This window comes from Stackebrandtia nassauensis DSM 44728 (assembly GCF_000024545.1).
GTDB classification, from domain to species: domain Bacteria; phylum Actinomycetota; class Actinomycetes; order Mycobacteriales; family Micromonosporaceae; genus Stackebrandtia; species Stackebrandtia nassauensis.
In genome coordinates this window covers 2,538,732-2,563,509 of record NC_013947.1, presented here as the reverse complement: position 1 = coordinate 2,563,509, position 24,778 = coordinate 2,538,732, and the positions used below count along the sequence as shown (strand labels likewise).

Below are 24,778 nucleotides of genomic sequence, written 5' to 3'. Positions count from 1 at the left end.
AGTCAGCATGACCGCCGCCAGTGTCGCCGTCCACCCGGACGCGGAGGTGCTCGCCCAGTCGGTGGCGGCGCGGCTGGCCACCACGATCATCGACGCCCAGGCCGAACGCGGCGAGGCCTCGATCGTGCTCACCGGCGGCCGGATCGCGGCCCGCTTCCACTCGGCGCTGGCCGCCAGCCCGGTCCGGCACGCCATCGACTGGTCGCGTGTGGACTTCTGGTGGGGCGACGAGCGGTTCCTGCCCGCGGGCGACCCCGACCGCAACGAGACCCAGGCCCGGGAGTCGTTGCTGGCCAAGCTGCCGGTCGACCCGGCCCGCGTCCACCCGATGCCCGCCAGCGACGGACCCGACGGCGACGACCCCGAGGCCGCGGCGGCCCGCTACGCCGCCGAGCTGGCGGCCGCGTCGCGTCCGGGTCACCAGCAGCACCCGCACTTCGACGTGGTGATGCTCGGCGTCGGCGAGGACGCCCACGTGGCCTCGGTGTTCCCCGAGCAACCCGCCGTCTACGAGAACCGGCCGGTGGTCGCGGTACGGGGCGCCCCGAAACCGCCGCCGCGCCGCATCACGCTCACCTTCCCGACGATCAACAGCGCCGACGAGGTGTGGCTGATCGCCTCGGGCGGCGGCAAGGCCGACGCGGTCGCGCTGGCCATGTCGGGCGCCGGGCCGAAGCAGGCCCCGGCGGCGGCCGTCGCGGGAGCCACCAACACCCGCTGGCTGCTCGACAAGGACGCGGCGGCGGCACTGCCGAGCAAGTTCCGCAGCTTGCTGCGGTAGAAGCACGGTCGCAGCTTGCTGCGGTAGGAAACATGGCCGCAGCTTGCCGCGGTAAGAAGCACGGTCGCGGCTTGCCGCGGTAACGGCACGCTCGCTGCTTGCCGCTAGCCCGCACAGACGCACGGCTGGCCACGGCAACTCGTGCCGCCGCCCAAGGCCGACAACACCGCCGCGACTCGCCGCTTAACTCCACCCGCTCGTCGGCATAGCCCGCGAGCAGCCCCGCGACGGCCGACCCCACCAGCGCCCGGCGCTGCGCCTCGGTTCCCGGCAGCGCGTCGGCCGCCGCATGGGTCAGCTGGTTGAACCCGTGGTAGATGCTCACCGCGATGACCGCCCGCCGTCGGGCCTCGTCCGCCGGGATCCCGATGTCGCGCAACAGCTCCCCCACGTACGCGATCCGGCGCGCGCCGATGTCGCGCAGCGCCGGCGCGATCGCGGGGTGCTCGGCCGAGGCCAGCAGTGACAGCTCCACCCGTCCGGTGGCGCTGTGCCCCATGACCTCCTCGAGCAGCCGGTACAGCCGCCGCACCGGATCGGGTTCGGCCTGGGCGGCGTCGATGATCTGCTCGGTGCCGATGTCCTGCCAGCGCCGCATCGTCGCCGCGATGAGCGCGTCGCGGTTCTTGAAGTGCCAGTAGAAGCTGCCCTTGGTCGTGTTGAGCCGCTTGGCCAGCGGCTCGACGGCCACCGCGGCCAGCCCGCCGGTGGCCAGCGCCGTCAGCGCGGCGTCGGCCCAGTCGTCGGGGCCGAGTCGGTTCCCGTCCTTCGCCATCTCCATACGCTAGCGTATGGTGAAACCATACGGCACCGTACGGACGATATGAGAGGCATTCCCATGAGAACCGTCGACCGCTGGATCATCAGCCTGTGCTGCGTCCTGATGACCCTGCACTTCCTCGCCGCCGTCACCCTGACGCCCTGGATCGACGTGGTCACCACCGGCTGGTTCGACACCCGCCTCGACCACCCGCCGCGCGACGCGACGGTGTGGTTCTTCATCGGCGGCGTCGCGCTGCTGGTGGTCATCTCGCTGGCGCGCATGGGTATCCGCACCACCGGCAGACTCCCCGTCCAGGTCGGGGTCTATCTGCTCGTGATCGGCGTTCCGCTGACGCTCTTCCAGCCGGTGTCGGGCGGCATCGGGGTGGTGGCGACGGGAGTACTGGCGCTGCTGGCTTCCCGCTCGGCGGCTACGGCCAGCGCGGCACCTCCTGGCACGGATGCAGTTCGGCGTCCGTCGTCGCGAACGAGTTGATCTGCGCCACCTCGGTACCGAACGACAGGTATTCGTTGAGGGTCATACGAATCGTGTCGTCGTTGCCGAGACCGGTGCGGACCATCGCCAGGTCGAACAGCTCGATGAACCGGGCTCGCTGTTCGTCGGTGATGTTCAATCCCCGGTGCGCCTTCAAGATCGTCGCGAAACCACCCAGCTCGTCGGTGTAGCGGGGCGGTCCGCCGAAGACCTCGGCCAGGAACGCGGTCAGGTGTTCAACGTGGGTGGGGTGGCCATCGCCGAACAACGGTTGCAGGAGTGGGTCTTTGAGGACTGAAGTGTAGAACAGGTTGACTGTCTGCTGTAGTCGTTCATGTCCAATGAGTTGGTAAAGAGACTGGGTTTCGTCGGACATACCGACCCTCCGATTACAGTAATCGCTGAATCGAATCCACTTTACTCGGCCGAACACCGCGTCGATGAGATCCACCACCACTGCCTCATCGTCACGGCTGAACCGGGAAAGCTACCGCTATTGTCGCAGCATGTTTCCCAGGCTCGCCGAGGAATCCCGTCAGCTGCGTGACCTGCTCGGCCAGGTCCACGACCACGCCGCCACCGTCGCCGAGGGCCTCGCCGACCGCCCGGTGGCCAAGCCGGACCAGACGGTGCCCGGCCGCGATCTGACGGCGGACGGCATCGGCACCGACGCGGCACTGCGCGACTTCGCCGACCGCTGGCAACCGGGCTTCTCCGGCAGCGCCGGGCCCCGCTACCTGGGGTTCGTCACCGGCGGCGCCACCCCGGCCTCGATCGCGGGCGACTGGCTGACCAGCGTGTTCGACCAGAACCCGACCACCGCCACCGATTCCAGCGCGGTCGGCTTCGAGGCCGAGGCGCTGCGCTGGCTGGCCGACCTGTTCGGTCTGTCGCCCGACCACGGCGCGAGCTTCGTATCCGGCGCGACCATGTCCAACCTCGTCGGTCTCGCCCTCGGCCGCCAGTGGGCGGGCGAACAACTCGGCGTCGACGTCGCCGAAGCGGGCCTCGCGGCGCTGGGCGAACTGCCGGTGCTGTCGGGAAGCCCACACTCGAGCATCGTCAAGTCGATGGCGATACTCGGTATGGGGCGCAAGGCTTTGCGGACGGTACCGACGCTCGCCGACCGGGAGGCGGTCGACGTCGACGCGCTCGCGGCCGAGCTGGAAGCCCTGTCCGGCCGCCCCGCGATCGTGGTGGCCAACGCGGGCACCGTCAACACGGTCGACTTCGACGACCTGACCGCGATCGCGGATCTGCGGCGACGCTATCCGTTCTGGCTGCACGTCGACGCCGCGTTCGGCGCCTTCGCCGCCCTGGACGACGAACACGCGCACCGGGTGGCGGGCCTGGACGCCGCCGACTCGATCTGCGTCGACCTGCATAAGTGGCTCAACGTCCCCTACGACAGCGCGGTCCAGTTCACGCGCCGCCGCGACCTGCAAGCACAGGTGTTCCGCAACGCGGCCGCCTATCTCGGCCCCCTGGGCGACAACCCCGACCCGGTGCACCTGACCCCGGAGAACTCCCGGCGGCTGCGGGCCCTGCCGGTGTGGTTCACGCTGGCCGCGTACGGCCGCGCGGGTCACGCCGACATCGTCCGCCGCGACATCGCGCTGGCCCGCCGACTGGGCGAACACCTGGACGCCTCGCCCGGGTACCGGCTGCTGGCACCGGTGCGCCTCAACGTCGTGTGCTTCACCGCCGCCGGTGACCCGCAACGCGTCCACGAATTGAACGCGGCGATCACGGCCAGCGGCGAGACGTTCCTGACCCCGACGGTCTACAAGGGTGTGCCGGGGTTGCGGGCGGCCTTCAGCAACTGGCGCACCACCGAAACCGATGTCGAACGCGTCGCGGCGCTGTTGGACTCACTGGCGACCTGAGCCGTCACTGGCTCGACGCCTCAGTTCAACTGCCGCAACCGGACCGCCACCGCCTCGGCGCTGTCCTTGTCGCTGTCCTGGAACAACCGCCACGCCGAGGACCAGTGGGTGCGGGCCCCGGTGCGGTCTCCTTGGGAGAACAGGATTCTGGCGATGCCGTCGTGGGCGCGAGCCCGTTCACCGTCGGCCCCGACGAGCTGCGCCAGCGCCAGGGCGTTGGCGTACGCGGTCAGCGCGGCCTGAACCTGGTTCATCGCCAGCAGCGTGGTCGCGCAGTCGTTGAGACAGGTGGACTCGGCATCGGCCCGCGACAGTTCACAGTAGATCTCCAGGGCCTGGCGATGCGTCGCCAGCGCCGCGTCCAGGTCACCGTTGGCCCGATCGAGTTCAGCCATGATGGACAGAACCGTCGCCTGCCCGAACCGGTCCCCGTTGTCGAGGTGCAACCGCAGCGCGTCGCTCAGATGCGTGGTGGCCTGATCGCGCTGGCCCTGCTTTCCCAGCGCCAACCCCAGGTTGGTCAGTGCCTCGGCCTCGCCGTGCCGTTCACCGACGGCCCGGTACACGTCGACGGCACGGGTGAAGCTGGCCAGCGCCTTGTCGCCGTGGCCCATCCTGTCGTAGGTGGTGCCGAGGTTGTTGAGCGCCCGGGCCTTGGCGGCGGGAGTGGCGGCCCGGACCACGGCCAGCTGGTACTCGCGCTCGGCCAGCGCGTAGTCGCCCTCGCGCCAGGCCTTGCCGCCCAAACGTTCCAGCTCCGGTTCGGTGAGCCCGTCCAGGTCGCCCTCGTTCCAGGACGGACCGGTGGCCATGGCGGTCTGCCCGGGGCGTTCCGTCCCGGGCGTCGGTGGCGTTGGAGCACCGGGATGACCCCGCATTCGCCCCCTTCGGTTACCGACCATTCTGTTGACCACTGTGGTGGCCCCCGCCGACAGGACGGCCGTGGAGATAACCGTGGCCGCCAGGGAATGCAATGACATGACGCCTCGCCCCTTCCTAGCGATCGATCATCGTCGTCGAAAACCGGGACAACTCTCACCATATGCCTTTTGCCCGGACCCGGTGTCCCCTGAACAGTCGGGTGGCCGACAGCCGCGGTCCGCCGAGCCGGAAGACCCGGCCCAACGGCAGCTAACGGTCAAAACAGGCCACATCGTGGACGGCGGCGACCGTCCCGCATACATTGAACCGCACCAATACTTGACTTCTTTACCAAAGATGTCTCCCCGTACCGGCACTCACGGGGGCACGAATGTGCTCGTCGGGAAGGGAACACCCATGAAACGCAAACCGGGACTCGCCAGGCCCAGAAACGTCACGGTGGCCATCGTCATCCTGTGGGTCCAGGTCGGGCTGCTGTGCCTGCTGAGCGTGGTCACCCTGCTGCTCAACGCCATGGCCGCCGAGGAGCAGCGGTCGCCCCTCGCCGCCGTCTCCGCGGTGATGTTCTTGCTCTGCGCGGCGGTCTTCGGCACGGCCACGGTCGCACTCACCCGGGGCCACAACTGGGCGCGGATCACCGTCGTCGTCCTGTGTTCGCTCGGGCTGGCGACGGTCCTGTTCGAACTGGTCAATTCGGGCGGCGGCTACCAGAGCCTTCCCTCGGTCGTCCTCTCGATCCTCATCATCTCGGCTATGACCCGCGCCGAGACCCGGCAGTGGTGCCTCGACCGTGCCCACCAACGCGACCGGGAACGCCGGAAGGCCGAACGAGCCGCCAAACAGCGGCTCGTTCGGAAGTTACGCGGGGTTCACCAGCCACGCTTGGCGTACTGCTGCTCGGCGGGCAGCGTGTCCACGTTCAGTCCCACCATCGCCTCGCCCAGGCCGCGGCTGACCTTGGCGATCACCGACGGGTCGTCGTGGAAGGCGGTGGCCTTGACGATCGCCTCGGCGCGCTTGGCCGGGTCGCCGGACTTGAAGATGCCCGAGCCGACGAAGACGCCCTCGGCGCCCAGCTGCATCATCATGGCCGCGTCGGCCGGGGTGGCGATGCCGCCCGCGGTGAACAGCACGACCGGCAGCTTGCCCGCCTCGGCGACCTCGGCGACCAGTTCGACCGGGGCGCGCAGTTCCTTGGCGGCCGCGTACAGCTCGGTCGAGTCGAGTGTGGTGAGTCGCTTGATGTCGGCCCGGATCTGGCGCATGTGCCGGGTGGCCTCGACGACGTTGCCGGTACCGGCCTCGCCCTTGGAGCGGATCATGGCCGCGCCCTCACCGATGCGGCGCAGCGCTTCGCCCAGGTTGGTGGCGCCGCACACGAACGGGACCGTGTAGGGCCACTTGTCGATGTGGTTGGCCTCGTCGGCGGGGGTGAGCACTTCGGACTCGTCGATGTAGTCGACGCCGAGGCTCTGCAGCACCTGGGCTTCGGCGAAGTGGCCGATGCGGGCCTTGGCCATCACCGGGATCGAGACGGCGGAGATGATGCCGTCGATCATGTCGGGGTCGCTCATGCGGGCCACGCCGCCCTGCACCCGGATGTCGGCGGGGACGCGTTCGAGCGCCATGACGGCGACGGCGCCGGCGTCCTCGGCGATCTTGGCCTGGTCGGGCGTGACGACGTCCATGATGACGCCGCCCTTGAGCATGTCGGCCATGCCGCGCTTGACGCGTGCGGTGCCCGTGGCCTTGGCTTGCGAAGTCTGTTCACTGGACACGACGGCACTCCTTGAGGGCTTGCGAGGTTTATCGACTAGGCAATCCTAAACTCGGGCACGCCGCGTGGTCACGGGTCACCGGCCCCGTGAGCTGCGTTCTTCGTCACCCTGGGAGTCGGCGTGGCGGGCTTGGCCAGGTGTGGCCGTCGCGGCGTTTTCCATGCGTTCTGGCGCAAGAGGTTCGGTTACAGTGGTCCGCGGAAAGCCACAATCGCTACTGGACGGACGGTGCGGACGCGTGAAGATCACGTTCCTCGTGCATTCGCTGTACAGCCTCGGCGGGACGATTCGCACCACCCTCAACACGGCCTCGGCGCTGCTGGACCGTGGCCACGACGTCGAGATCGTGTCGGTGTTCCGGCGCCGCAGCAAACCGCTGTTCCCGCTGGATCCGCGGTTGACAGTGCGGACGCTGGTCGACGTGCGCACCGACGCCGAGCCGGAGCCGTTGACCGTCTCGGAGGCGACGCTGGCGCAGCGGCCGTCGAAGGTGTTCCCGCCGACCGAGCCGCGCGCGGCCCAGTACCACCGGCTCGCCGACGCGCGGGTGGCGGTGGCGTTGCGCGACTGCGACGCCGACGTGATCGTGGGGACCCGTCCGGGGCTCAACGTCTATCTGGCGAAGTTCGCCCCGACCTCGGCGGTGCGGGTGGGGCAGGAGCATCTGTCGCTCGACCACCACGGTCGTCGGCTGGCCCGGCGGTTGTACAAGACGTACAAGGCGCTCGACGCGTTGGTGACGGTGTCGGCAGCCGACGCCGAGCAGTACCGGCGCGGCATGCCGAAGGTGGCGGCGAAGGTCGGCCACATCCCCAACTCGGTGCCGCAAACGCCGCTGTCGCCCGCCGACGGGGACACGAAGCTGATCATCGCGGCCGGACGGCTGGAGCAGGTGAAGCGCTTCGATGTGCTGCTGCGGGCCTTCGCCCGGATCGTCGGGCGGCACCCGGACTGGCGGCTGCGGATCTACGGGCACGGCAAGCAGTCCGCGGAGTTGCGGGAACTGGTGGCCGAGCTGGGTCTCAACGACAGCGTGATGCTCATGGGGGCGCGCACGCCGCTGGACGCCGAGCTCGTGAAGGGCTCGATAGCGGCGGTCACGTCCGATTTCGAAGCCTTCGGACTGACCATAGTAGAGGCCATGAGCTGCGGGCTGCCGGTGGTGGCGACCGACTGTCCACACGGGCCCGCCGAGATCATCGGCAACGGCGCCGACGGCCTGCTCACCCCGGTCGGCGACGACGCGGCCTTCGCCGCGGCGGTGACCACGCTCATCGAGGACCCGGAGGCCCGTGGCGCGATGGCCAAGGCGGCGCTGGACACCGCCGAACGCTACCGCCCCGACAGCGTCGCGGCCCGCTACGAGCGACTGTTCACCGACCTGGCCAAGGCGAAACGCCGCGCCCTGTCCCCCACCCACGAGGCGGGGACTCGCGTGAGCGAGCAGGTCGCCGGATCGTGCCGGGCGGAGTCGTTCGAGCGCGTGGCGCTGCGGCTGCCCGAGGGGGCGGCCAAGCTCATGCGCCGGGGCAACGCGGTGGAACTGCCCGAGGCGGTCGACGGCGAGATCATCGTCGACGCGGCGTTCCTGGCGGGGCTGAGTCAGGGCATCTGGACGGTGTTCGTGGACGACGCCAAGCTGGCCGCCGACCGGATCGACACCCGCGTCCTGGTGGACAGCCGCCCGAGCGCGGCCCCGGCCGCGGTGGTGGTGCCGTTCTCCCGCAACGGTGTGCTGGCGCTGCGCGTGTGGCGCTCGCCGGTCTACCCGGAGGTCGACGCGGTGTCGTGGCACGGCTCCGAGGTGCGGGCCACCGGCGAGCTGGTGGGTCGGCCGTCCGGCGAGCTGACGGCCGAGGTCGTCTCGCGCGACGCCGAAGCAGCCCGCTACCCGGCTTCGGTGTCGGTGGACGCCTCGACGTTCACGGTGCGCGTGGACGTCACCGACCTGCTCACGGTCAGCGCCGAGGGCACCCGGCTGTGGGACATACGTCTGCTCGACGGGCAGCGGGAGCTGCCGGTGGGCAAGGTGCTGGACGACGTTGCGCAGCGCAAGGGCCCGCACCGGCTCCCGCGCTGGTGGAGCCCGAAACGGCGGCGTGTGCAGCCGTACTTCTCGGTGGACAACCACCTGTCGCTCAAGATCGACGACGGCCTGGCCGTCGAGGAGTGAGCGGGCTGACCAGCCGCCAGCTAGCGGGGGTCGTCGATGTTGAAGTAGTGCGGGCGGGGCAGTTTGCGCGACACCCGCAGCAGCCGGGCCGCACGGGTCGTGCGCGCCGCCAGTGCGTCGCGGACGACGTCGGTGTGAACCTGCTTGGCGACCTGGACCCGACGGCCCGCGGCGTGCAGGTCGTCCAGAGCTGGACTGTCGGCGTCGATCGGCAGGTCGCGCAGCACCTGGGTGAGATCGTTCTCGGCGGCCTCGCGGGCGTCGGGCAGCGATTCGAGCGCCACGTGGGCGCAGACCCGGACCGCTTCGGCCAGCCGCCCCAGGTGCTCGGCCTCGGCGTCGGCCAGCGCGAGGGCGGCCTTGGCGCGGGCGTCGAGCTGGCCCGCCAGCGCGGCCGACGCGGTGGCGGCGCGGGCGTGCAGGCGCTCCACGCGCGCCGCCGTCCAGGTCAGGTAGGTCGCGACCACGGCCACAGCGCCGACGACCACCGCCAGCCACCACATGGTGGTCAAGCCTAAGCGCAGGCGGTCACAGCGGGACCGGCGCGGGCGGGGTTTCCCGGGCGGCGGTTCCGCCGGTGGCCTCCACGGCGGCGGTGTACACCTCCAGGACGCGTTCGGCCACGTTGGACCAGTCGAAGTCGGGCAGCAGTTCGTCCGCCTTGGCCACATAGGATTTCTTGAGCTCGTTGTCGGGCAACAGCTTCGCGATCGTCTCCGCGAGCGCGTCGGCGTCGCCGACCGGGAACAGGGCTCCGGCCGCGCCGTCGTCGAGCACGCGACGGAAGGCGTTGAGGTCACTGGCCACGATGGGCGTTCCGGCGGCCATCGCCTCGGTGAGGATCATGCCGAAGGACTCGCCGCCGGTGTTGGGCGCGACGTAGATGTCCACACTGCGCAGCATCCGGGCCTTCACCTCGTCGGAGGCCATCCCGAGGAAGTCGATCCGGCCGCGTACCTCCGGGTCGAGCCCGGCGACGGCCTTGTCGGTGTCACCGGGTCCCAGGACCAACAGCCGCAGCCCGGGATGCTCGGGCACCAGGGCGGCGAACGCGTCCAGCAGGATCGCGAAGCCCTTGCGGGGTTCGTCGAAGCGTCCCACGAATCCGAGGCAGCCGCCGTCGCCGGGCCAGCCCGGCAGCGGTGGTGCCTCGGCGAACCGGCTCACCTTGACGCCGTTGGGTATCTCGGTGGCGCCGCCGCCGAGGTGTTCGACCTGGAGGCGGCGGGCGTGCGCCGACACCGCGATACGGGCGGTGATCTTCTCCAGCACCAGTTGGGCGATGCCCCGTCCGGCCGCCAGCGCCCGCGACCGGGGCATGGCGGTGTGGAACGTCGCCACCACCGGGCTGCGGGCCAGCACGCAGGCCAGCAGCGACAGGCTCGGCGACAGTGGTTCGTGGACGTGCAGGACGTCGAAGTCGTTGCGGCGCAACCAACGCCGGACCCGGGTGGCGGCCAGCGGCCCGAAGGACAGCCGCGCCACCGAACCGTTGTACTTCACCGGGATGGCACGACCGGCCGACACCACATAGGACGGCACTTCCTCGTCGCGGTCACCCGGCGCCAGGACGCTGACCTCGTGCCCGGTCTCGATGAGGGTCTCGGCCAGGTCGCGGATATGGCCCTGGACGCCGCCGGGGTGGGCGAAGGAGTAGGGGCTGACGATGCCGATCTTCATTGCCATCACCGTCCCCGTTCACGAACCGGGGGTGGCGGGATCGTCGAGCCACAGCCGTTGCAGCATGTGCCAGTCGGCGGGCTGGGCGGCGATACCGGCGGCGAAGGCGTCGGCGACCGCCTGGGTTCCGGCGGCGATGCGGTGGGACAGCCGTCCGGTGGCCGGGAACTCGATGGGGCCTTCGATCTTGCCATAACAGTGCCTCGGACCGTCATAACGTAGCACCACTGTGTACAGTGGCGCGCCGGTGCGCAACGCCAGGTAGGCGGGGCCGCCGGGCATCCGGGTCTTGCCGCCGAAGAAGTCCACCTCGACGCCCTGCTCGGTCAGGTCGCGGTCGGCCACCAGCGGGACGATGTGCCCGGCGGCGACCCGCTGGGCCAGCACGACGTGCGCCGGGCGCTCCCCGCCGGTGTGCGGCAGGATCTCCATGCCCAGCCCGCGCCGGAAGTCGAGGAACTTCTCGTAGACCCCGTCGACGGACAACCGCTCGGCGACGGTGGTCAGCGGCCAGCCCCGGGCGCATACCCAGGCTCCGGCCAGATCCCAGTTACCCGAATGCGGGATCGCCAAAACCACACCGGTTCCGGCCTCGCGGTGCTCGTCGAAGACCTCCCAGCCGTCCAGGGTGAAGCGTTGCAGGATGTCGGAGCGGCTGTAGGACGGCAGCCGGAACGTCTCCATCCAGTAGCGGCAGTAGGAGCGCATCGCGTCGCGCGTCAGCGTCTCCAGTTCGTCAGCGGGGGTGTCGGGGCCGACCACCCGCCGCAGGTTGGAGCGCAGTCGCCGCACCCCGTCGCCGTCGGATCGCCAGACCCGGTCAGCGATGCGACGGAAGATCCGCTCGGCGGCGGACTCGGGCAGTGCCCGCACGGCACGCCACGCCAGGCCGAAACCGGCGTCGACGAGCCTGTCCTTCACGACGCTTCCCCGTTCAGCTGCCCCCGCACGTGCCAGATCCGCTGCCCGACCGTGAACACCGTCGCCGCGGCCAGGATCCACAGTGCTATGGCCAGCGCGTAGGGTACCCCGAACAGCCACAACAGGGTGCCCACGCCGAGGATGATGAGCCGTTCGGCTCGCTCGGCGACACCCACCTCGCAGCTGGCGCCCAACCCCTCGGCACGCGCCTTGACGTAGGAGATGGTCTGGGCGGCGACCAGGCTGATCACGCAGGCGGTGGCGGACACGGGCTGCCCGGACACGGCCAGCCAGTAGGCGAGGCAGCCGAGGATCGCCCCGTCCGCGACCCTGTCCATCGTGGAGTCAAGCAGGGCGCCGAAGCGGTTCGGCTTGCCCTGGGTGCGCGCCATCGATCCGTCCAGCAGATCAGTGAACACCGAGACGGTGATGACCACCAGTCCCCACAGCAACTCCCCCCGGGTCACCAGGAACGCGGCACCCGCGACGACGGCGCCGGTACCCACCAGCGTGACCGTGTTCGCCGAGATGCCGTGGCGAACCAGCCACGCGCCGACCGGGTCGAGCACCTTGGCCACGCCAGCCCGCGCCGACACGCTGAGAAACTTCGCCATTTCGCCTTTTCATCGCGGTTGCTTGAGACAGTGGACGCATCCGTGTCGGGCCACACCGGACTCCGACGCGTCCGCGCGCCCCACGATATCCGGCGTGACCGAGTGAAGCCCCGACACCATACCGACGGTCAAATAAATTGGCCGACGGCCTTGTGATCATCTCCGAGAGGGTGTGTGATCAAGGGCATACCGCACACCGACGATTACTGCGGAGGTCACCATGTCCCAAAAGAACCGTGAGAGGGGTACCGCCGGTCCCGCACCGGCGGCAACCGAACCCGGCAAGGTCCGCAACGTGGCGTTGGTCGGCCACGCCGGAGTGGGAAAGACAACCCTCGCCGAGGCGCTGCTGGCCGCGACCGGGACCATCGAGCGCGCCGGAGACATCACCGAGGGCACCACCGTGTGCGACCACGACCCCGCCGCCATCGCGCAGCAGCGTTCCGTGGGGGTGGCGTGCGCGCCGCTGCGTTTCGGCGACCTGAAGATCAACCTGCTCGACACCCCCGGGTACCACGATTTCGTCGGGGAACTGCGCGCCGGCCTGCGGGCCGCCGACGCGGCACTGTTCGTGGTCTCGGCGGTCAACGGCCTGGACGCGGCCACCCAGCAGCTGTGGGAGGAGTGCGCGGCGGTCAACATGCCCCGCGCGGTGGCCATCACCCGGCTGGACCACCCGCAGGCGGACTTCGACGAGACGCTGGCGCTGTGCCGCCGCATGTTCGGCGACGGCGTCCTGCCCGCCTACCTGCCGCTGCACGACGACTCCGGTGCCCACGTCACCGGCCTCATCGGACTGATCACCCAGCGCGTCTTCGACTACTCCGAGGGGCATCCACCGCAGACCCGGGAACCCGACGCCGAGCACGTCACCGCGATCGCCGAGGCCCGGGGGGAACTCATCGAGGGCGTCATCGCCGAGAGCGAGGACGAGACCCTCATGGACCGCTATCTGTCCGGTGAGGACATCGACACCGACACGCTCGTGGACGACCTGGAGACCGCCGTGGCCCGGGGCAGCTTCCACCCGGTGGTACCGGTCAACGCCACCACCCAGGTCGGGCTGGACGCGGTGCTGGAACTCATCAGCGGCGGCTTCCCTGCCCCGGACGAACACCCGGCACCGACCGTCACCACCGTGGACGGTGACCCGGCGGAACCGCTGACCTGCGACCCGAACGGACCACTCGCGGCCGAGGTCATCAAGACCACAGTAGACTCTTACGTCGGCCGGGTGTCCCTGGTGCGGGTGTTCTCCGGAACACTGCGTCCCGACACCGCCGTCCACATCTCCGGACACGGCCTCAGCGCGCGCGGCCACCCCGACCACGACGCCGACGAACGCGTCACCCACCTGTACTCGCCGCTGGGGGCCGACCTGCGCGAGGTGTCCGAGTGCGCCGCCGGTGACATCTGCGCCATCACCAAGTCCGGCACCGCCGAGACCGGCGACACCATCTCCTCCAAGGCCAATCCACTGTTGATGGCGCCGTGGAAGATGCCCGAACCGTTGCTGCCCATCGCCATCACGGCACCCACCAGGGCCGACGAAGACGCGATGGCCAAGAACCTGACCCGGCTGGTGGCCGCCGACCCCACACTGCGGCTGGAACGCAACTCCGAGACCCACCAGATCGTGTTGTGGTGCATGGGCGAGTCGCACGCCGAGGTGGTGCTGGACCGGCTGCGCGCGGGCGGCACCCAGGTGGACACCGAACCGGTGCGCATCGCGCTGCGCGAGACCTTCACCGGTACGGCCAAGGGAATGGGACGGCACGTCAAACAGTCGGGCGGGCACGGTCAGTACGGCATCTGCCACATCTCCGTCGACCCGCTGACCCAGGGCGAGAACTTCGAGTTCGTCAACAAGATCGTCGGTGGCGTCATCCCGCAGCAGTTCGTCCAAAGTGTCGAGAAGGGCGTGCGGTCCCAGATGGAGCGCGGCCTGGTCGCCGGTTACCCCGTCATCGACATCCGGGTCACCGTCTACGACGGCAAGACCCACTCGGTGGACTCCTCCGACGCGGCCTTCCAGTCGGCGGGCGCGCTGGCGCTGCGCGACGCGGCCGAGAACGGCCAGCTCACCCTGCTCGAACCCATCGACCACGTCGCCATCACCGTGTCCGACGGCTACGTCGGCGCGGTCATGAGCGACCTGTCCTCCCGCCGGGGCCGGGTGCTGGGAACCGAGACCGACGACCGGGACCGCGCGGTGATCCGCGCCGAGATCCCGGCCTCCGAACTGGTGCGCTACGCCATCGAACTGCGCGCCATGACGGCGGGCTCGGGCGTGTTCGCCCGCACCTTCATCAGGTACGAGCCGATGCCCAAACACCTGGCGGAACAGGTCAAGAAGGAAGCGGCGGAACGAAAGTAGCTACGACAGTTTGCCGTCACCGGTGTCGTCGGCGAGCCGATCGTCGGCGACACCGTCACCGTCACGGTCGATGCGGACCTCGTCGATGACACCGTCGCTGTCGTGGTCGATGGCGTGCAGGTCGGTCTTGCCGTCCCCGTCGGTGTCGACCAGGTAGGTGGTGCTGCCGTCGGCGTTCTTCTCCACCTGCACGGTGTCCGGCTTGCCGTCCCCGTTGATGTCCATTTCGAACGTCTTCTTGTCGTTCACTGCAAAGCCTTTCGCGGAGGGTGATTCCCGCAGCGACGATACGGCTTCACACCGGCGGGGGCAAGCGCGCGGGTCGCATCCCGTCGGCCCACCGCCGATTCCGTTAGGCGGCGGCGCGCTGCCGGTACGCCTTCTGGCGGCACGCGGCACCGCAGTAGCGGGCCGGGCGACCGGCGGCCGACGCGCGGACCGGGCCTCCGCACACCGGGCAGGCCGGTGCGGTCGCGTTATGTTTTTCGGTGTCGCGATTGATTTCGTCACGATTATGTGCGGCGGTGTCGCTTTTCATAACGGACGCGGGTGTGGCCCGCAGCGTGTCGATCAGGATCAGTGTCATCCGGCCCGGCAGCTCCGCTCCGTCCCGGTACCGCCGCATCGCGACCAGGCCGGTGAACAGTTCCTGGATGTCAGCGCTGTCGATGTCGGCGCGGACGGCGCCGTGGCGTTGCGCGGCGGCCAGCAGCCGCTCCAGCGCGTCGTTGAAGCGGCGCCCCGAGGTCAGCAGCAGTGCTCGCGGCCAGCCGTCCTGCCGCTCGAACAGATCGCACATGTCCTTGTTGCCGGTCGTCGAGGACAGCACCTCGTCGACGAAGGCGAAGAACCCGGCTCCCGGGTCGGCGCTGTCGCCGTACTCGTCGGCCAGTCGTGTCAGTCGCTCGATGCGTTGCGACAGAACGGCTTCCAGCAGGTCGTCCTTGCTGGGGAAGTGTCGGTAGACGGTACCGGCGCCCACCCCAGCGCGGTTGGCGATCTCGCCGAGCGACACCGAGAAGCCCTCCTCGGCGAAGGCCCGTTGGGCGGCGGCCAGCACCTTGGCGCGGTTGCGGCGGGCGTCGGCGCGGGAGAGGCCACCCGCGACGGTGGGCACTGTCTGCTCGGACATTCGTAACGCCGTCCCCTGGTCGAAGCTGGATAACCGGGTGTGTCTTTCCGTATTGTCGCCAACCGGGTTAACCGACCCGATTCTACTCAGACAGGAAAAAGCACTCATGAGCAAGCAGGACAAGACCATCCTCGTCACCGGCGCCACCGGCAAGCAGGGCGGTGTCACCGCCCGCGCGCTGCTGGCTGACGGCTGGCGGGTGCGCGCGTTGGTGCGCGACGCGAAGGCGCGCACCGCGGGCGCGCTCGCCGAGGCGGGGGCGAGCCTGGTGACCGGGGACTTCGACGATCCCGCGTCGCTGGCGGCGGCCAGCGCGGGGGCGTACGGGTTGTTCGCCGTACCGCCAGCCGTCTACGAACCGCAGGGCTGGAACGTCGAGTTGGAGACCCGGCGCGGTGCCGACCTCGTCGACGCGGCCACCGCCGCCGGGGTCGAGCACATCGTGTTCACCGGGATCGCCACGGCGACCGGAGCCGGACTGACCGGCTCCAGCGGCAAACAGCGCATCGAGGAACACATCAAGGCCACTGGAAGGCGGTACACGCTGTTGCGGCCGGTGCGGTTCATGGAGAACTACCTGTTCCGCGAGTCGCCGGTGGACGGCATCCGCCACGGGGTTCACCGGCACCTGTTCCATCCCGACCGTCCGATGCAGATCATCGCCGTGGCCGACGTCGGCGCCATCGCGGCGCTGGCCTTCGCCGATCCGGACACCTACGGCGGCAAGGCACTGGAGCTGGCCGGGGACGCGCCGACGCCGGTGGCCGCCGTGAAGGCGATCAGTGCCGCCCTCGGCCGCGAGATCCGGTACGAGCAGTTCACGGCGGCCGAGGCCGAGCGGCTGGGCCCCGAGATCGCCGATATTCGGACACTGTGGACTGAGGGGAACGGCTGGAACGCCGACATTCCCGCGATCCGCGAGCTCCACCCCGGTCTGCTCGACTTCGAGGGCTGGCTGGCTGCCGGTGGCGCCGAGCGCATCAAGGCGGCGATCAGCGGCTAGCCGTCACCGGGGCGCGGCCCCGGCCCTCGTCCTAGGCCGAGCCCCAGGCGCCCGAGAGCAGGTCCCGGGTGTCGGTCAGCAGTTCCGGCAGCACCCTGGTGCGGGCGATGATCGGCATGAAATTGCCGTCGCCGCCCCACCGGGGCACCACGTGCTGGTGCAGGTGGCCCGCGATGCCCGCCCCGGCCACCCGGCCCTGGTTCAGGCCGATGTTGAACCCATGGGCTCCGCTGACGGAGCGGATCACCCGCATCGCCTGCTGCGTCATCGCACCGACCTCGGCGACCTCGGCGTCGTCCAGGTCGGTGTAGTCGGCGACGTGGCGGTACGGACACACCATGAGATGGCCGGAGTTGTAGGGATATAGATTCAGGACGCAGAACGCCAGCGCACCGCGCGCCACGATCAGTCCCTCCTCGTCGCCCAGTTTCGGCATCTCGCAGAACGGGCAACCCACGGGGTCCTCGTCGGTTCCGGTGGGCTTGCCCTCCCCTTTGATGTAGGCCATGCGGTGCGGCGTCCACAGCCGCTCCAGGCCGTCGGGGATGCCAAGACCACCGGGTTGTGCGCCGTCGTCATTCACGCAGGCGATCCTATGCCCGTGTTTCGGCGGAGCGCCACCGCTGGGTGTTGGACGATGTAGCCCCATGAGAGGAATGCCATGAGCCTGGACCAGCTCTACATCGTCCTACTCGCCGGTGGGCTGACGCTGCTGGCGAGTCTGGCGGCGGTGCGGCTGGCGGGACGGTTCGGGCTGCCCGCGCTGCTGGCGTTCCTCGCGCTGGGGGTGCTGCTGGGCGAGTCGGTGCTGGGGGTGAAGTTCGAGAACGCCCAGTTGGCGCAGAACCTGGGGATGGTGGCGCTGGCGCTGATCCTCATCGACGGTGGTCTGACCACGCGCTGGACCGACATCCGGACGCTGGTGCTGCCCGCCGGGGTGCTGGCGACGCTGGGCGTGGCGATCAGCACCGGCATCATCGCGCTGGGCGGGCACTACCTGCTGGGCATGGAATGGCGGACGTCGCTGCTGCTGGGCGCGATCGTGTCGTCGACCGACGCCGCGGCGGTGTTCTCGGTGCTGCGGCACCTGCCGCTGCCGCCCCGGGTGGCGGGGCTGCTGGAGGCCGAGTCCGGGTTCAACGACGCGCCGACGGTGATCCTGGTGCTGCTGTTGAGCACGGCCGTCCCGGCGGGGCCGGTGTTCGTGTTGGGTGACCTGGTCTACGAACTGTTCATCGGTGTCCTCATCGGACTGGCGATCGGCTGGGCGGGAGCGCAGATGGCCCGCCGGATCGCGCTGCCCGCCGCAGGCCTGTACCCGTTGCTGAGTGTCGGCCTGGGCATGGTGGCGTTCGCGACCGCCGGAGCGGTGCACGCCAGCGGTTTCATCGCCGCCTACGCCGCCAGCGTGCTGCTGGGCAACACGCCGCTCCCCCACCGGGCGGCGACCCGCTCGTTCGCCGAGGGCGCGGCCTGGCTGGCGCAGATCGGGCTGTTCGTGATGCTGGGCCTGTTGGTCAGCCCGGACCGGTTGCCCGCCGTGGTGCTGCCCGCGCTGGTCATCGGGGCGGTGATGCTGCTGATCGCCCGGCCGGTGTCGGTGGCGGTGTCGCTGCTGCCGTTTCGGCGGTCCTGGCGGGAGCAGGCCGTCATCTCGTGGGCGGGACTGCGAGGCGCGGTGCCGATCGTGCTGGCCACCATCCCGGTCGTGTCCGAAGTGCCCGGTGCCTGGTATCTGCTGGACATCGTCTTCGTCCTGGTCGTGGTGTTCACGTTGATCCAGGGCCCGAGTCTGGCACCGCTGGTGCGCGGCCTGGGACTGGCCGACCCGGAGCAGACCCGCGACGTCGAGATCGAGGCGGCGCCGCTGGACGTCATCGGGGCCTCGCTGATGACCGTGACCATCCCGAAGTCGTCCAAACTGCACGGACTGTACATCTTCGAGCTGCGGCTGCCCGAGACCAGCGTCATCAACAGCATCGTCCGCAATGGGCGGCTGTTCGTGCCCGAGCCCAACGACCGGCTGCACATCGGTGACGAGCTGCTGATCGTGACGCTCACCGGCACCCGCGCCGCCACCGAGGACCGGCTGCGAGCCTTGGGACGGCAAGGAAAGCTTGCCAAATGGCACGGCGAACATGGCCGGTTAATCCCGCATCGAAGGGCCTCCATATATTGGCATACGTCACATGTTCGGCTAAGATCATTAGCTCACCACCATGGTGAAGGCCTCCGGGTTTCCGTGTCCCGGTAGGGCCTGAGCGCGCCAGGGTTTTTACGTGTGAGTCGCCTTGGACAGCGCCCCCGCCCCGGTTGTTCCCCCGTGCCACCGGGGCGGGCCTATGTGTACTCCATCGGCCAGTCGAAGGCGTTCAGCTGCGCCAGCAGGTCCTCACGGTGGAGGTTGCGCCGTCCGGCCAGGATGGTCACCTCGTCGCGGAAGCCCTCGCCGACCTTGAACCTGACGCCGAAGTTTTCCACCTTGGCGGGACCGATCAGCCGGGTGCGCCCGACGGTCGCGGTGCTGGAACCGACGCGCACCACGATCCGGTCCCGGGTATCCGTCCGGCCGTCCGTGGCCGAGGACGACGGTGGGCTGCGTTATCGGGCGGCGGGCGCCCGGTAGAACTCGAGGTTCTCGGCCGGAAGCGGCGTGTTGCCGAGGATCGCGTCGGCGGCCTTCTCGGCCAGCATCATCACCGGCGCGTAGATGTTGCCGTTGGTGATGTACGGCATCGCCGAGGCGTCCACGACCCGCAGTCCCTGGATGCCGTGCACCCGAAGCGATTCCGGGTCGACGACCGCGTCCTCGCCGGTGCCCATCTTGGCGGTGCAGGATGGGTGCAGCGCGGTCTCGGCGTCGTCGGCGACCCAGCGCAGGATCTCCTCGTCGGACTCCACGCCGGAGCCGGGCGACAGTTCGCCGCCGCTCAGGTCGGCGAAGGCGGGCTGTTCCAGGATCTCGCGGCTGCGTCGGATCGCCTCCACCCATTCGCGACGGTCCTGTTCGGTCGACAGGTAGTTGAACAGGATCGAGGGTTTCTCCATCGGGTTGGTGGAGCGGATCCGCACGTGCCCGCGCGCGTCGGAGTACATGGGGCCGACGTGCAGCTGGTAGCCGTGGCCCTGGGTGGGCGCGGTGCCGTCGTAGCGGATCGCGATCGGCAGGAAGTGGTACATGAGGTTCGGGTAGGCCACGTCGGGGTTGGAGCGGATGAAGCCTCCGGCCTCGAAGTGGTTGCTGGCACCGGGACCCGAGCGGGCGAACAGCCACTGGGCGCCGATGAACGGACGTCGCCACAGCTGCAGGTTCGGCTGCATCGACACCGGCTGGGTGCAGGCGTGCTGGATGTAGACCTCGAGGTGGTCCTGGAGGTTGGCGCCGACGCCGGGCAGGTGCAGCCGGGTGTCGACCCCGGCCTCGCGCAGGTGGGTCTCGTCGCCGATCCCGGACAGCTGCAACAGCTGCGGGGTGTTGATGGCGCCGCCGGACAGGATGATCTCGCCGCCGCGCACGCCGCGCAGTTTGCCGCGGTGCCACACGTCAAGGCCGACGGCGCGGTCGCCGTCGAAGGCGATCTTGGTGACGGTCGCTCCGGTCAGGACGGTCAGGTTGGGGCGCTTCATCGCCGGGTGCAGGTAGGCCCGGGCGGCCGACAACCGCCGTCCCCTGTAGACGTTGCGATCGAAGGCGGCGAAGCCCTCCTGCTTGTAGGCGTTGACGTCGTCGGTGAGCTCGTGCCCGGCCTGCTGCGCCGCCGCGAAGAACGCGTCGAACAGCGGCCCGCGCGCGGGTCCGCGTTCCAGTTTCAGCGGCCCGTCGTCGCCCCGGAAGGGATTGTCCGGGTCGGCCAGGCAGGTCTCCATGCGTTTGAAGTACGGCAGGCAGTGCGCGTAGTCCCAGGCGTCCATGCCGGCGTCGGCGGCCCAGCGCTGGTAGTCCATCGGGTTGCCGCGCTGGAAGATCATGCCGTTGATGCTGGAGGAGCCGCCCAGCAGTTTGCCGCGCGCGTGGTAGACGCGGCGGCCGTTCATGTGCGGCTCGGGATCGGACTCGTACTTCCAGTCGTAGAACTTCGAACCGATCGGAAAGGACAGTGCCGCTGGCATGTGGACGTACACGTCCCACAGCCAGTCGGGCCGTCCGGCCTCCAGGACCAGGACCTGGTTGTCCGGGTCGGCCGACAGCCGGTTGGCCAGCGCGCTTCCCGCCGAGCCGCCGCCCACGATGATGAAGTCGAAGATCTTGCCTGCCACTGCTTCTCCCTTGAAAATCCCGTTCATCGTCGTGGTGCCGGTGATCTCACCGTCCACCGGCACCACGACGGCTGTCGAACCCTAAGGCTACGGAAGCCACTTCTTCCATACGTCCTTATTGGCGTTGACCCATTTCTCGGCCGCCTCCTCGGGCTTCATGTCGTTCTTCAGAATGTCCAGTGCGACCGAGTTCTGGTCCTCATTGGTCCATTCGAAGTTCTTCACGAGCTTGTAGGCGTCACCACCGTTGTCGGCGAAGTCCTTGGACACGATGGTCTCCAGGTCCATCTCCGGGTAGTCGCACTTGACCTTCTTGGGGTCGGTGGGGCACTGGGTGGTGTCGTCGCTGTACTCCGGCAGCTTGACCCGGGTCAGCTCGACGTCCTCGAACAGCCAGTGCGGGTCCCAGAAGTAGAACAGCAGCGGTTCCTGCTGCTTCTCCGACTGCTGGGCCGCCTCGATGAGGGCGTTCTCGCTGCCGCCGACGACGACCTCGTAGTCGAGGCCGAGGTTGTCGATCAGCGCCTCTTCGTTGCTGACGTAGGACTTGTCGCCGAACAGCAGCTGTCCCTTGCCCTTGGACTCGGAGGTCTCCAGGTCCTTGGCGTACTTGTTGAGGTTCTTCCACTCGTCGATGCCCGGGTACTTCTTGAGCATCCAGGTCGGCACGTACCAGCCGATCAGTCCCTTGTTGCCGGTGGTGCCCGCGTTGACGGCGACCTTCTTGTCGTCGATGTACTTCTTGCGCAGGTCGGTGTGCTGCCAGTCCTCGACGATCACGTCGACGCCGTCGTCACCCTCGCGTTCGAAGCCCTGCCAGGCGTTCTCCTCTTTGAGCTCCTTGGTGTCGACCTCGACGTCGAGCTCGTTCTCCAGCAGGTACTGGATGACGGCCGCGCTGGCCTCGTAGCCCGTCCACGGGTTGATGGCGATGTTGACCTTGTCGCCCCCCGAGTCGGTGGTTGCTCCACCGCACGCGCTCGTGGCGGCCATGACGCCCACCGCGAGCGCCGCGATCACTTTACTTCTCATCGGACACTTTCCTTCCGTTGGCGACCGGCACCTTGCGTGATGCGGTCGAGGGTGATTCCCAGCAGGACGATGGCGAGTCCGGCGGCGAAGCCCGCCCCGAACTCCTCGGTCTGCACGAATCCGGTCACGACCGTCTCGCCGAGACCTTCGGCGCCGACCATGCCGCCGATGACGACCATGGCCAGCACCATCACGATTCCCTGGTTGAGGGCCAGCAGCAGGGAGCGTCTGGACATGGGCAGCTGTACCTTCCACAGCAGCTGCCGCGAGGTGGAACCGCAGGAACGGGCGGCCTCCACGACCGACGGGGAGACGCCGCGGATGCCGTCGCTGACCAGCCGCACCACCGGCGGGGCCGCGTAGACGATCGCCGCGACGATCGCGGTGAAGCGGGAGGCCCCGAACAGGGCCAGCGCGGGGACGAGGTAGACGAAGGCGGGCATCGTCTGGGCGGCGTCGAGTACCGGTCGCAGCGCGGTCTCGAAGCGGTCGGACCGTCCGGACAGGACACCCAGCGCGACGCCGACGATCACGGTCAGGACGACTCCCAACAGGACGGTCACGAGGGTTTCCATGCTCTTCTGCCACAGGCCCAGTGCCACGATCGCCGACAGGCACACCCCGGCGGTGACGGCCGACTGCCAGCCCGCGAACCGCAGCGCCAGGAACACGAAGATCGCGATGATCGTCCAGAACGGCACCCGGACGAGGAACTCCTGCATCGGGTTGAGGATGCCGTAGCTGGCGGCGTCCTTGATCGCGCTGGTGACTCCGTACCAGTCGGTGGTGATCACGTCGACCACGTGGTTGACGGGGTTGACCATCGACACCTGGAGCGCTTCGGGGAAGTCCTTCGGCAGCACGGCGGTGAGCACGAAACCGATCACCGCGCACGCCCCGGCGAAGCCCCACACGTAGACACGGGGAATGGTGAACCGGGTGGTCCGCCGGTCGTGGATACGGGTGAACCGGTCGAGGATGATCGCCAGCACCACCACGGCCAGACCGGCTTCCAGGCTCATGCCGACGTTGTTCTGCTGTAGTCCCCGCACCACGTCCTGGCCGAGCCCGTCGGCGTCGATGAGCGCCGTGATGACCACCATGGACAATGCCATCATGATGGTCTGGTTGACCGCCAACAGCAGGGTGCGCCGAGCCAGCGGCAGCCGGACCTTGACCATCGTCTGCCAGCGGGTGGAACCCAGCGACTCCGATGCCTCCACCACGGTGGCCGGGACCTGTTCGATGGCCAGCGCCGCGATCCGGATCGACACCGGGATCGCGTAGATGAGGGTGGCGATGGTGGCCGAGGGGTTGCCGATCGAGAACAGCAGCGCCATCGGCGCCAGGTAGGTGAAGGTGGGCATGATCTGCATGGCGTCCAGCACCGGCGACAGCAGGGTGCGCAAGCGCGGGCTGCGGCCCATCCAGATTCCCAGCGGGACACCCAGGAGCATGGACAGCAACACCGCCGCGATCGTCAGGCCCAGCGTCTCGATGCTCTCGTCCCACAGGTCCATCACGCCCAGCGCGGTGAATCCCAACGCGCCGACCAGGGCCAGCCGCCAACCGCCGAGCGCCGCGCCCAGGCCCACCGCGATCGCGATCGTCGCGGGCCAGCCGAGGCTCTGCAACACGAACAGCACACCGTCCACGAGGGAGGCGACGAACAGGTGGATGTAGTTGACGAAGAACAGGAAGATCGGGGACGAGTTGCGGTTGTCGTCGACCCAGTCGCGGGCGTCGGTCAGCGCGGTGAACACGACCGAGTCGTCGTTGTGCGCCATCCTGGACAGACCGAACACGGCCAGGCCGACCAGGGCCACGGCCACGGCCGCGATGCCCGGCAGCAGCCAGGGCGAGCGTTTCGGTCGGGCCGGTGTCTCCGGCGGTGCGGTCACCGTCGCGGTGTCGGTACTCATGACCGGTTCTCCGCCATCAGCGACAGCACGTCGCGCTGGCCCACGACGCCGATGAGCTCGCCGTCGGCCTCCACCGGCAGCGGGTTGTCGGCGGCCATGATGTCGCCGATGGCGTCGCGGATCACGGTGTCGGCGCTCAGCGCGGTACCGGTGGGCGCCACGCCGTCGGCCGGGCGTGCGATCCACCGTAGACTGAGCACATCGGTCTTGGGGACCTCGGAGACGAAGTCGGCGACGTAGTCGTCGGCGGGCGATCCCACCAGGTCGGCGGGGGTGCCCAGCTGCACGATCTCCCCGGCCCGCATGATCGCGATCCGGTCGCCGAGTTTCAGCGCCTCGGACAGGTCGTGGGTAATGAACATCATCGTCTTGCCGACCTCGCGGTGCAGCCGGATGACCTCGTTCTGCATGTCGCGGCGGATCAACGGGTCCAGGGCCGAGAACGGTTCGTCGAACAGCATGATGGACGGTTCGACGGCCAGCGCCCGGGCCAGGCCGACGCGCTGCTGCATGCCGCCGGACAGTTCCTCCGGCAGGCAGTCCTCGTTGCCGGTGAGGCCGACCAGGTCGATCATGTCCTGGGCCCGGGTGCGGCGCTTGCCGCGCGAGACGCCCTGGATCTCCAGTCCGTAGGCCACGTTGTCGATGACACGGCGGTGCGGCAGCAGCCCGAAGTGCTGGAACACCATCGAGACCCGGTGCCGTCGCAGGTCGCGCAGTTCGTTGGCGCCCATGGCGCCCACGTCGTCACCCTCGACGAGGACCTGACCGGCGGTGGGGTCGATGAGCCGGGTCAGGCAGCGGACCAGCGTGGATTTGCCCGAACCGGACAGTCCCATGACGACGAACATCTCGCCTGGCTTGACGTCGATGCTGACGTCGCGGACGGCCGCGACGGTGTCGGCCCGGGATTTCAGCTCGGCCGCGTCGAGTTCGGCCAGTTCGGTGCCGATGACCTTGTTGGCGCGGGGGCCGAAGATCTTCCACAGGTTCCGGATCGAAATGGTCGCGTCGGTCGCGGTTTCGGGGGTGGCATCGGGTTCTGCCACAGTGTCCTCCAGGGGCAAATGAAGCGGGCGAGA

24 protein-coding genes and 1 pseudogene are annotated in these 24,778 nt (G+C 69.2%); 8 read left to right on the top strand and 17 right to left on the bottom strand.

The features are described 5' to 3' along the window. Positions 1-7: 7 nt before the first annotated feature. Together pgl and SNAS_RS36215 are read left to right on the top strand one after the other, a co-directional pair. Positions 8-781, top strand: a complete 774-nt coding sequence (gene pgl, locus SNAS_RS11915) for a 6-phosphogluconolactonase (protein ID WP_013017671.1) — start codon at positions 8-10, stop codon at positions 779-781. Positions 782-1,110: 329 nt separating this feature from the next. After that, the gene (locus tag SNAS_RS36215; protein WP_211207512.1) at positions 1,111-1,422 is read left to right on the top strand and encodes a hypothetical protein; all 312 of its coding nucleotides are present in this window, start codon (positions 1,111-1,113) and stop codon (positions 1,420-1,422) included. Between the two features lie 20 nt (positions 1,423-1,442). Here SNAS_RS36215 and SNAS_RS37590 read toward each other — a convergent pair. Then, positions 1,443-1,556 (bottom strand): annotated as a pseudogene (locus tag SNAS_RS37590) (TetR/AcrR family transcriptional regulator); the annotation flags it as partial. 63 nt (positions 1,557-1,619) lie between these two features. Here SNAS_RS37590 and SNAS_RS32700 point away from each other — a divergent pair. Beyond that, positions 1,620-2,039 carry a DUF6463 family protein gene (locus tag SNAS_RS32700; RefSeq protein ID WP_013017669.1) on the top strand — a complete coding sequence of 140 codons (420 nt, stop codon included), beginning with the start codon at positions 1,620-1,622 and terminating at the stop codon, positions 2,037-2,039. On the opposite strand, the gene SNAS_RS11900 is transcribed toward SNAS_RS32700, so the two are convergent. After that, the gene (locus SNAS_RS11900) at positions 1,975-2,490 is read right to left on the bottom strand and encodes a group II truncated hemoglobin (protein ID WP_211207376.1); all 516 of its coding nucleotides are present in this window, start codon (positions 2,488-2,490) and stop codon (positions 1,975-1,977) included. The genes SNAS_RS32700 and SNAS_RS11900 overlap by 65 nt on opposite strands. 55 nt (positions 2,491-2,545) lie before the next feature. Between SNAS_RS11900 and SNAS_RS11895 the strand changes: the two genes are divergently transcribed. Next, the gene (locus SNAS_RS11895; protein WP_013017667.1) at positions 2,546-3,925 is read left to right on the top strand and encodes a pyridoxal phosphate-dependent decarboxylase family protein; all 1,380 of its coding nucleotides are present in this window, start codon (positions 2,546-2,548) and stop codon (positions 3,923-3,925) included. 20 nt (positions 3,926-3,945) lie between these two features. On the opposite strand, the gene SNAS_RS11890 is transcribed toward SNAS_RS11895, so the two are convergent. From SNAS_RS11890 to pdxS, 3 genes are all read right to left on the bottom strand, one after another. Next, on the bottom strand, positions 3,946-4,737 hold the full coding sequence (locus SNAS_RS11890; protein WP_013017666.1) for a tetratricopeptide repeat protein: 792 nt from the start codon (positions 4,735-4,737) through the stop codon (positions 3,946-3,948). 426 nt (positions 4,738-5,163) lie between these two features. Beyond that, on the bottom strand, positions 5,164-5,445 hold the full coding sequence (locus SNAS_RS11885; RefSeq protein WP_013017665.1) for a hypothetical protein: 282 nt from the start codon (positions 5,443-5,445) through the stop codon (positions 5,164-5,166). Between the two features lie 231 nt (positions 5,446-5,676). Then, a complete protein-coding gene (pdxS, locus tag SNAS_RS11880; RefSeq protein WP_211207444.1) occupies positions 5,677-6,525 on the bottom strand; it encodes a pyridoxal 5'-phosphate synthase lyase subunit PdxS in 849 nt (282 codons plus the stop codon). A 298-nt stretch (positions 6,526-6,823) separates the two neighbouring features. On the opposite strand from pdxS, the gene SNAS_RS11875 reads away from it, so the two are divergent. Continuing rightward, the gene (locus SNAS_RS11875; protein ID WP_083787092.1) at positions 6,824-8,758 is read left to right on the top strand and encodes a glycosyltransferase family 4 protein; all 1,935 of its coding nucleotides are present in this window, start codon (positions 6,824-6,826) and stop codon (positions 8,756-8,758) included. Between the two features lie 20 nt (positions 8,759-8,778). Here SNAS_RS11875 and SNAS_RS11870 read toward each other — a convergent pair whose 3' ends face one another. The 4 genes from SNAS_RS11870 to pgsA are packed head-to-tail and all read right to left on the bottom strand — an operon-like array spanning position 8,779 to position 11,973. Then, on the bottom strand, positions 8,779-9,261 hold the full coding sequence (locus SNAS_RS11870) for a hypothetical protein (protein ID WP_013017662.1): 483 nt from the start codon (positions 9,259-9,261) through the stop codon (positions 8,779-8,781). 25 nt (positions 9,262-9,286) lie between these two features. Next, positions 9,287-10,438, bottom strand: coding sequence for a glycosyltransferase family 4 protein (locus tag SNAS_RS11865; RefSeq protein ID WP_052304983.1), 1,152 nt, complete (start codon positions 10,436-10,438; stop codon positions 9,287-9,289). An 18-nt stretch (positions 10,439-10,456) separates the two neighbouring features. Beyond that, positions 10,457-11,359 carry a phosphatidylinositol mannoside acyltransferase gene (locus SNAS_RS11860; protein WP_013017660.1) on the bottom strand — a complete coding sequence of 301 codons (903 nt, stop codon included), beginning with the start codon at positions 11,357-11,359 and terminating at the stop codon, positions 10,457-10,459. Continuing rightward, positions 11,356-11,973 (bottom strand): phosphatidylinositol phosphate synthase, encoded by a 618-nt coding sequence (gene pgsA, locus SNAS_RS11855; RefSeq protein WP_013017659.1) that lies wholly within the window; start codon positions 11,971-11,973, stop codon positions 11,356-11,358. Before pgsA ends, SNAS_RS11860 begins: the two co-directional genes overlap by 4 nt. Before the next feature lie 220 nt (positions 11,974-12,193). Here pgsA and SNAS_RS11850 point away from each other — a divergent pair, with 220 nt between their 5' ends. After that, on the top strand, positions 12,194-14,350 hold the full coding sequence (locus SNAS_RS11850) for an elongation factor G-like protein EF-G2 (RefSeq protein WP_013017658.1): 2,157 nt from the start codon (positions 12,194-12,196) through the stop codon (positions 14,348-14,350). On the opposite strand, the gene SNAS_RS11845 is transcribed toward SNAS_RS11850, so the two are convergent. Next, positions 14,351-14,599 carry a hypothetical protein gene (locus SNAS_RS11845; RefSeq protein ID WP_013017657.1) on the bottom strand — a complete coding sequence of 83 codons (249 nt, stop codon included), beginning with the start codon at positions 14,597-14,599 and terminating at the stop codon, positions 14,351-14,353. 103 nt (positions 14,600-14,702) lie between these two features. After that, on the bottom strand, positions 14,703-15,482 hold the full coding sequence (locus tag SNAS_RS11840) for a TetR/AcrR family transcriptional regulator (protein ID WP_013017656.1): 780 nt from the start codon (positions 15,480-15,482) through the stop codon (positions 14,703-14,705). Between the two features lie 106 nt (positions 15,483-15,588). Between SNAS_RS11840 and SNAS_RS11835 the strand changes: the two genes are divergently transcribed. Then, positions 15,589-16,485 carry an NmrA family NAD(P)-binding protein gene (locus tag SNAS_RS11835; RefSeq protein ID WP_013017655.1) on the top strand — a complete coding sequence of 299 codons (897 nt, stop codon included), beginning with the start codon at positions 15,589-15,591 and terminating at the stop codon, positions 16,483-16,485. 31 nt (positions 16,486-16,516) lie between these two features. Here the strand turns inward: SNAS_RS11835 and SNAS_RS11830 are convergent, their stop codons facing one another. After that, positions 16,517-17,068, bottom strand: a complete 552-nt coding sequence (locus SNAS_RS11830) for an HIT family protein (protein WP_013017654.1) — start codon at positions 17,066-17,068, stop codon at positions 16,517-16,519. Between the two features lie 78 nt (positions 17,069-17,146). On the opposite strand from SNAS_RS11830, the gene SNAS_RS11825 reads away from it, so the two are divergent. Beyond that, positions 17,147-18,739, top strand: coding sequence for a potassium/proton antiporter (locus tag SNAS_RS11825; protein ID WP_013017653.1), 1,593 nt, complete (start codon positions 17,147-17,149; stop codon positions 18,737-18,739). Positions 18,740-18,825: 86 nt separating this feature from the next. Here the strand turns inward: SNAS_RS11825 and SNAS_RS11820 are convergent, their stop codons facing one another. The 5 genes from SNAS_RS11820 to SNAS_RS11800 are packed head-to-tail and all read right to left on the bottom strand — an operon-like array spanning position 18,826 to position 24,763. Further along, on the bottom strand, positions 18,826-19,029 hold the full coding sequence (locus tag SNAS_RS11820; RefSeq protein WP_013017652.1) for a hypothetical protein: 204 nt from the start codon (positions 19,027-19,029) through the stop codon (positions 18,826-18,828). Between the two features lie 57 nt (positions 19,030-19,086). Further along, positions 19,087-20,769, bottom strand: a complete 1,683-nt coding sequence (betA, locus tag SNAS_RS11815; RefSeq protein ID WP_425281042.1) for a choline dehydrogenase — start codon at positions 20,767-20,769, stop codon at positions 19,087-19,089. A gap of 60 nt (positions 20,770-20,829) precedes the next feature. After that, positions 20,830-21,774, bottom strand: a complete 945-nt coding sequence (locus SNAS_RS11810; RefSeq protein WP_013017650.1) for an ABC transporter substrate-binding protein — start codon at positions 21,772-21,774, stop codon at positions 20,830-20,832. After that, the gene (locus SNAS_RS11805) at positions 21,771-23,696 is read right to left on the bottom strand and encodes an ABC transporter permease (RefSeq protein WP_013017649.1); all 1,926 of its coding nucleotides are present in this window, start codon (positions 23,694-23,696) and stop codon (positions 21,771-21,773) included. The genes SNAS_RS11810 and SNAS_RS11805 overlap by 4 nt, the downstream gene beginning before the upstream one ends. After that, positions 23,693-24,763, bottom strand: coding sequence for a quaternary amine ABC transporter ATP-binding protein (locus SNAS_RS11800; protein WP_425281029.1), 1,071 nt, complete (start codon positions 24,761-24,763; stop codon positions 23,693-23,695). The genes SNAS_RS11805 and SNAS_RS11800 overlap by 4 nt, the downstream gene beginning before the upstream one ends. Positions 24,764-24,778 lie beyond the last annotated feature (15 nt).

Bases quoted from the DNA above. Each gene is read 5' to 3' on its own strand.
- pgl (WP_013017671.1), top strand. From the start codon at position 8: ATGACCGCCGCCAGTGTCGCCGTCCACCCGGACGCGGAGGTGCTCGCC.
- SNAS_RS36215 (WP_211207512.1), top strand. From the start codon at position 1,111: ATGACCGCCCGCCGTCGGGCCTCGTCCGCCGGGATCCCGATGTCGCGC.
- SNAS_RS32700 (WP_013017669.1), top strand. From the start codon at position 1,620: ATGAGAACCGTCGACCGCTGGATCATCAGCCTGTGCTGCGTCCTGATG.
- SNAS_RS11895 (WP_013017667.1), top strand. From the start codon at position 2,546: ATGTTTCCCAGGCTCGCCGAGGAATCCCGTCAGCTGCGTGACCTGCTC.
- SNAS_RS11890 (WP_013017666.1), bottom strand. From the start codon at position 4,737: ATGGCCACCGGTCCGTCCTGGAACGAGGGCGACCTGGACGGGCTCACC.
- pdxS (WP_211207444.1), bottom strand. From the start codon at position 6,525: ATGGCCGACATGCTCAAGGGCGGCGTCATCATGGACGTCGTCACGCCC.
- SNAS_RS11870 (WP_013017662.1), bottom strand. From the start codon at position 9,261: ATGTGGTGGCTGGCGGTGGTCGTCGGCGCTGTGGCCGTGGTCGCGACC.
- SNAS_RS11865 (WP_052304983.1), bottom strand. From the start codon at position 10,438: ATGAAGATCGGCATCGTCAGCCCCTACTCCTTCGCCCACCCCGGCGGC.
- pgsA (WP_013017659.1), bottom strand. From the start codon at position 11,973: ATGGCGAAGTTTCTCAGCGTGTCGGCGCGGGCTGGCGTGGCCAAGGTG.
- SNAS_RS11850 (WP_013017658.1), top strand. From the start codon at position 12,194: ATGTCCCAAAAGAACCGTGAGAGGGGTACCGCCGGTCCCGCACCGGCG.
- SNAS_RS11840 (WP_013017656.1), bottom strand. From the start codon at position 15,482: ATGTCCGAGCAGACAGTGCCCACCGTCGCGGGTGGCCTCTCCCGCGCC.
- SNAS_RS11835 (WP_013017655.1), top strand. From the start codon at position 15,589: ATGAGCAAGCAGGACAAGACCATCCTCGTCACCGGCGCCACCGGCAAG.
- SNAS_RS11825 (WP_013017653.1), top strand. From the start codon at position 17,147: ATGAGCCTGGACCAGCTCTACATCGTCCTACTCGCCGGTGGGCTGACG.
- betA (WP_425281042.1), bottom strand. From the start codon at position 20,769: ATGAACGGGATTTTCAAGGGAGAAGCAGTGGCAGGCAAGATCTTCGAC.
- SNAS_RS11810 (WP_013017650.1), bottom strand. From the start codon at position 21,774: ATGAGAAGTAAAGTGATCGCGGCGCTCGCGGTGGGCGTCATGGCCGCC.
- SNAS_RS11805 (WP_013017649.1), bottom strand. From the start codon at position 23,696: ATGAGTACCGACACCGCGACGGTGACCGCACCGCCGGAGACACCGGCC.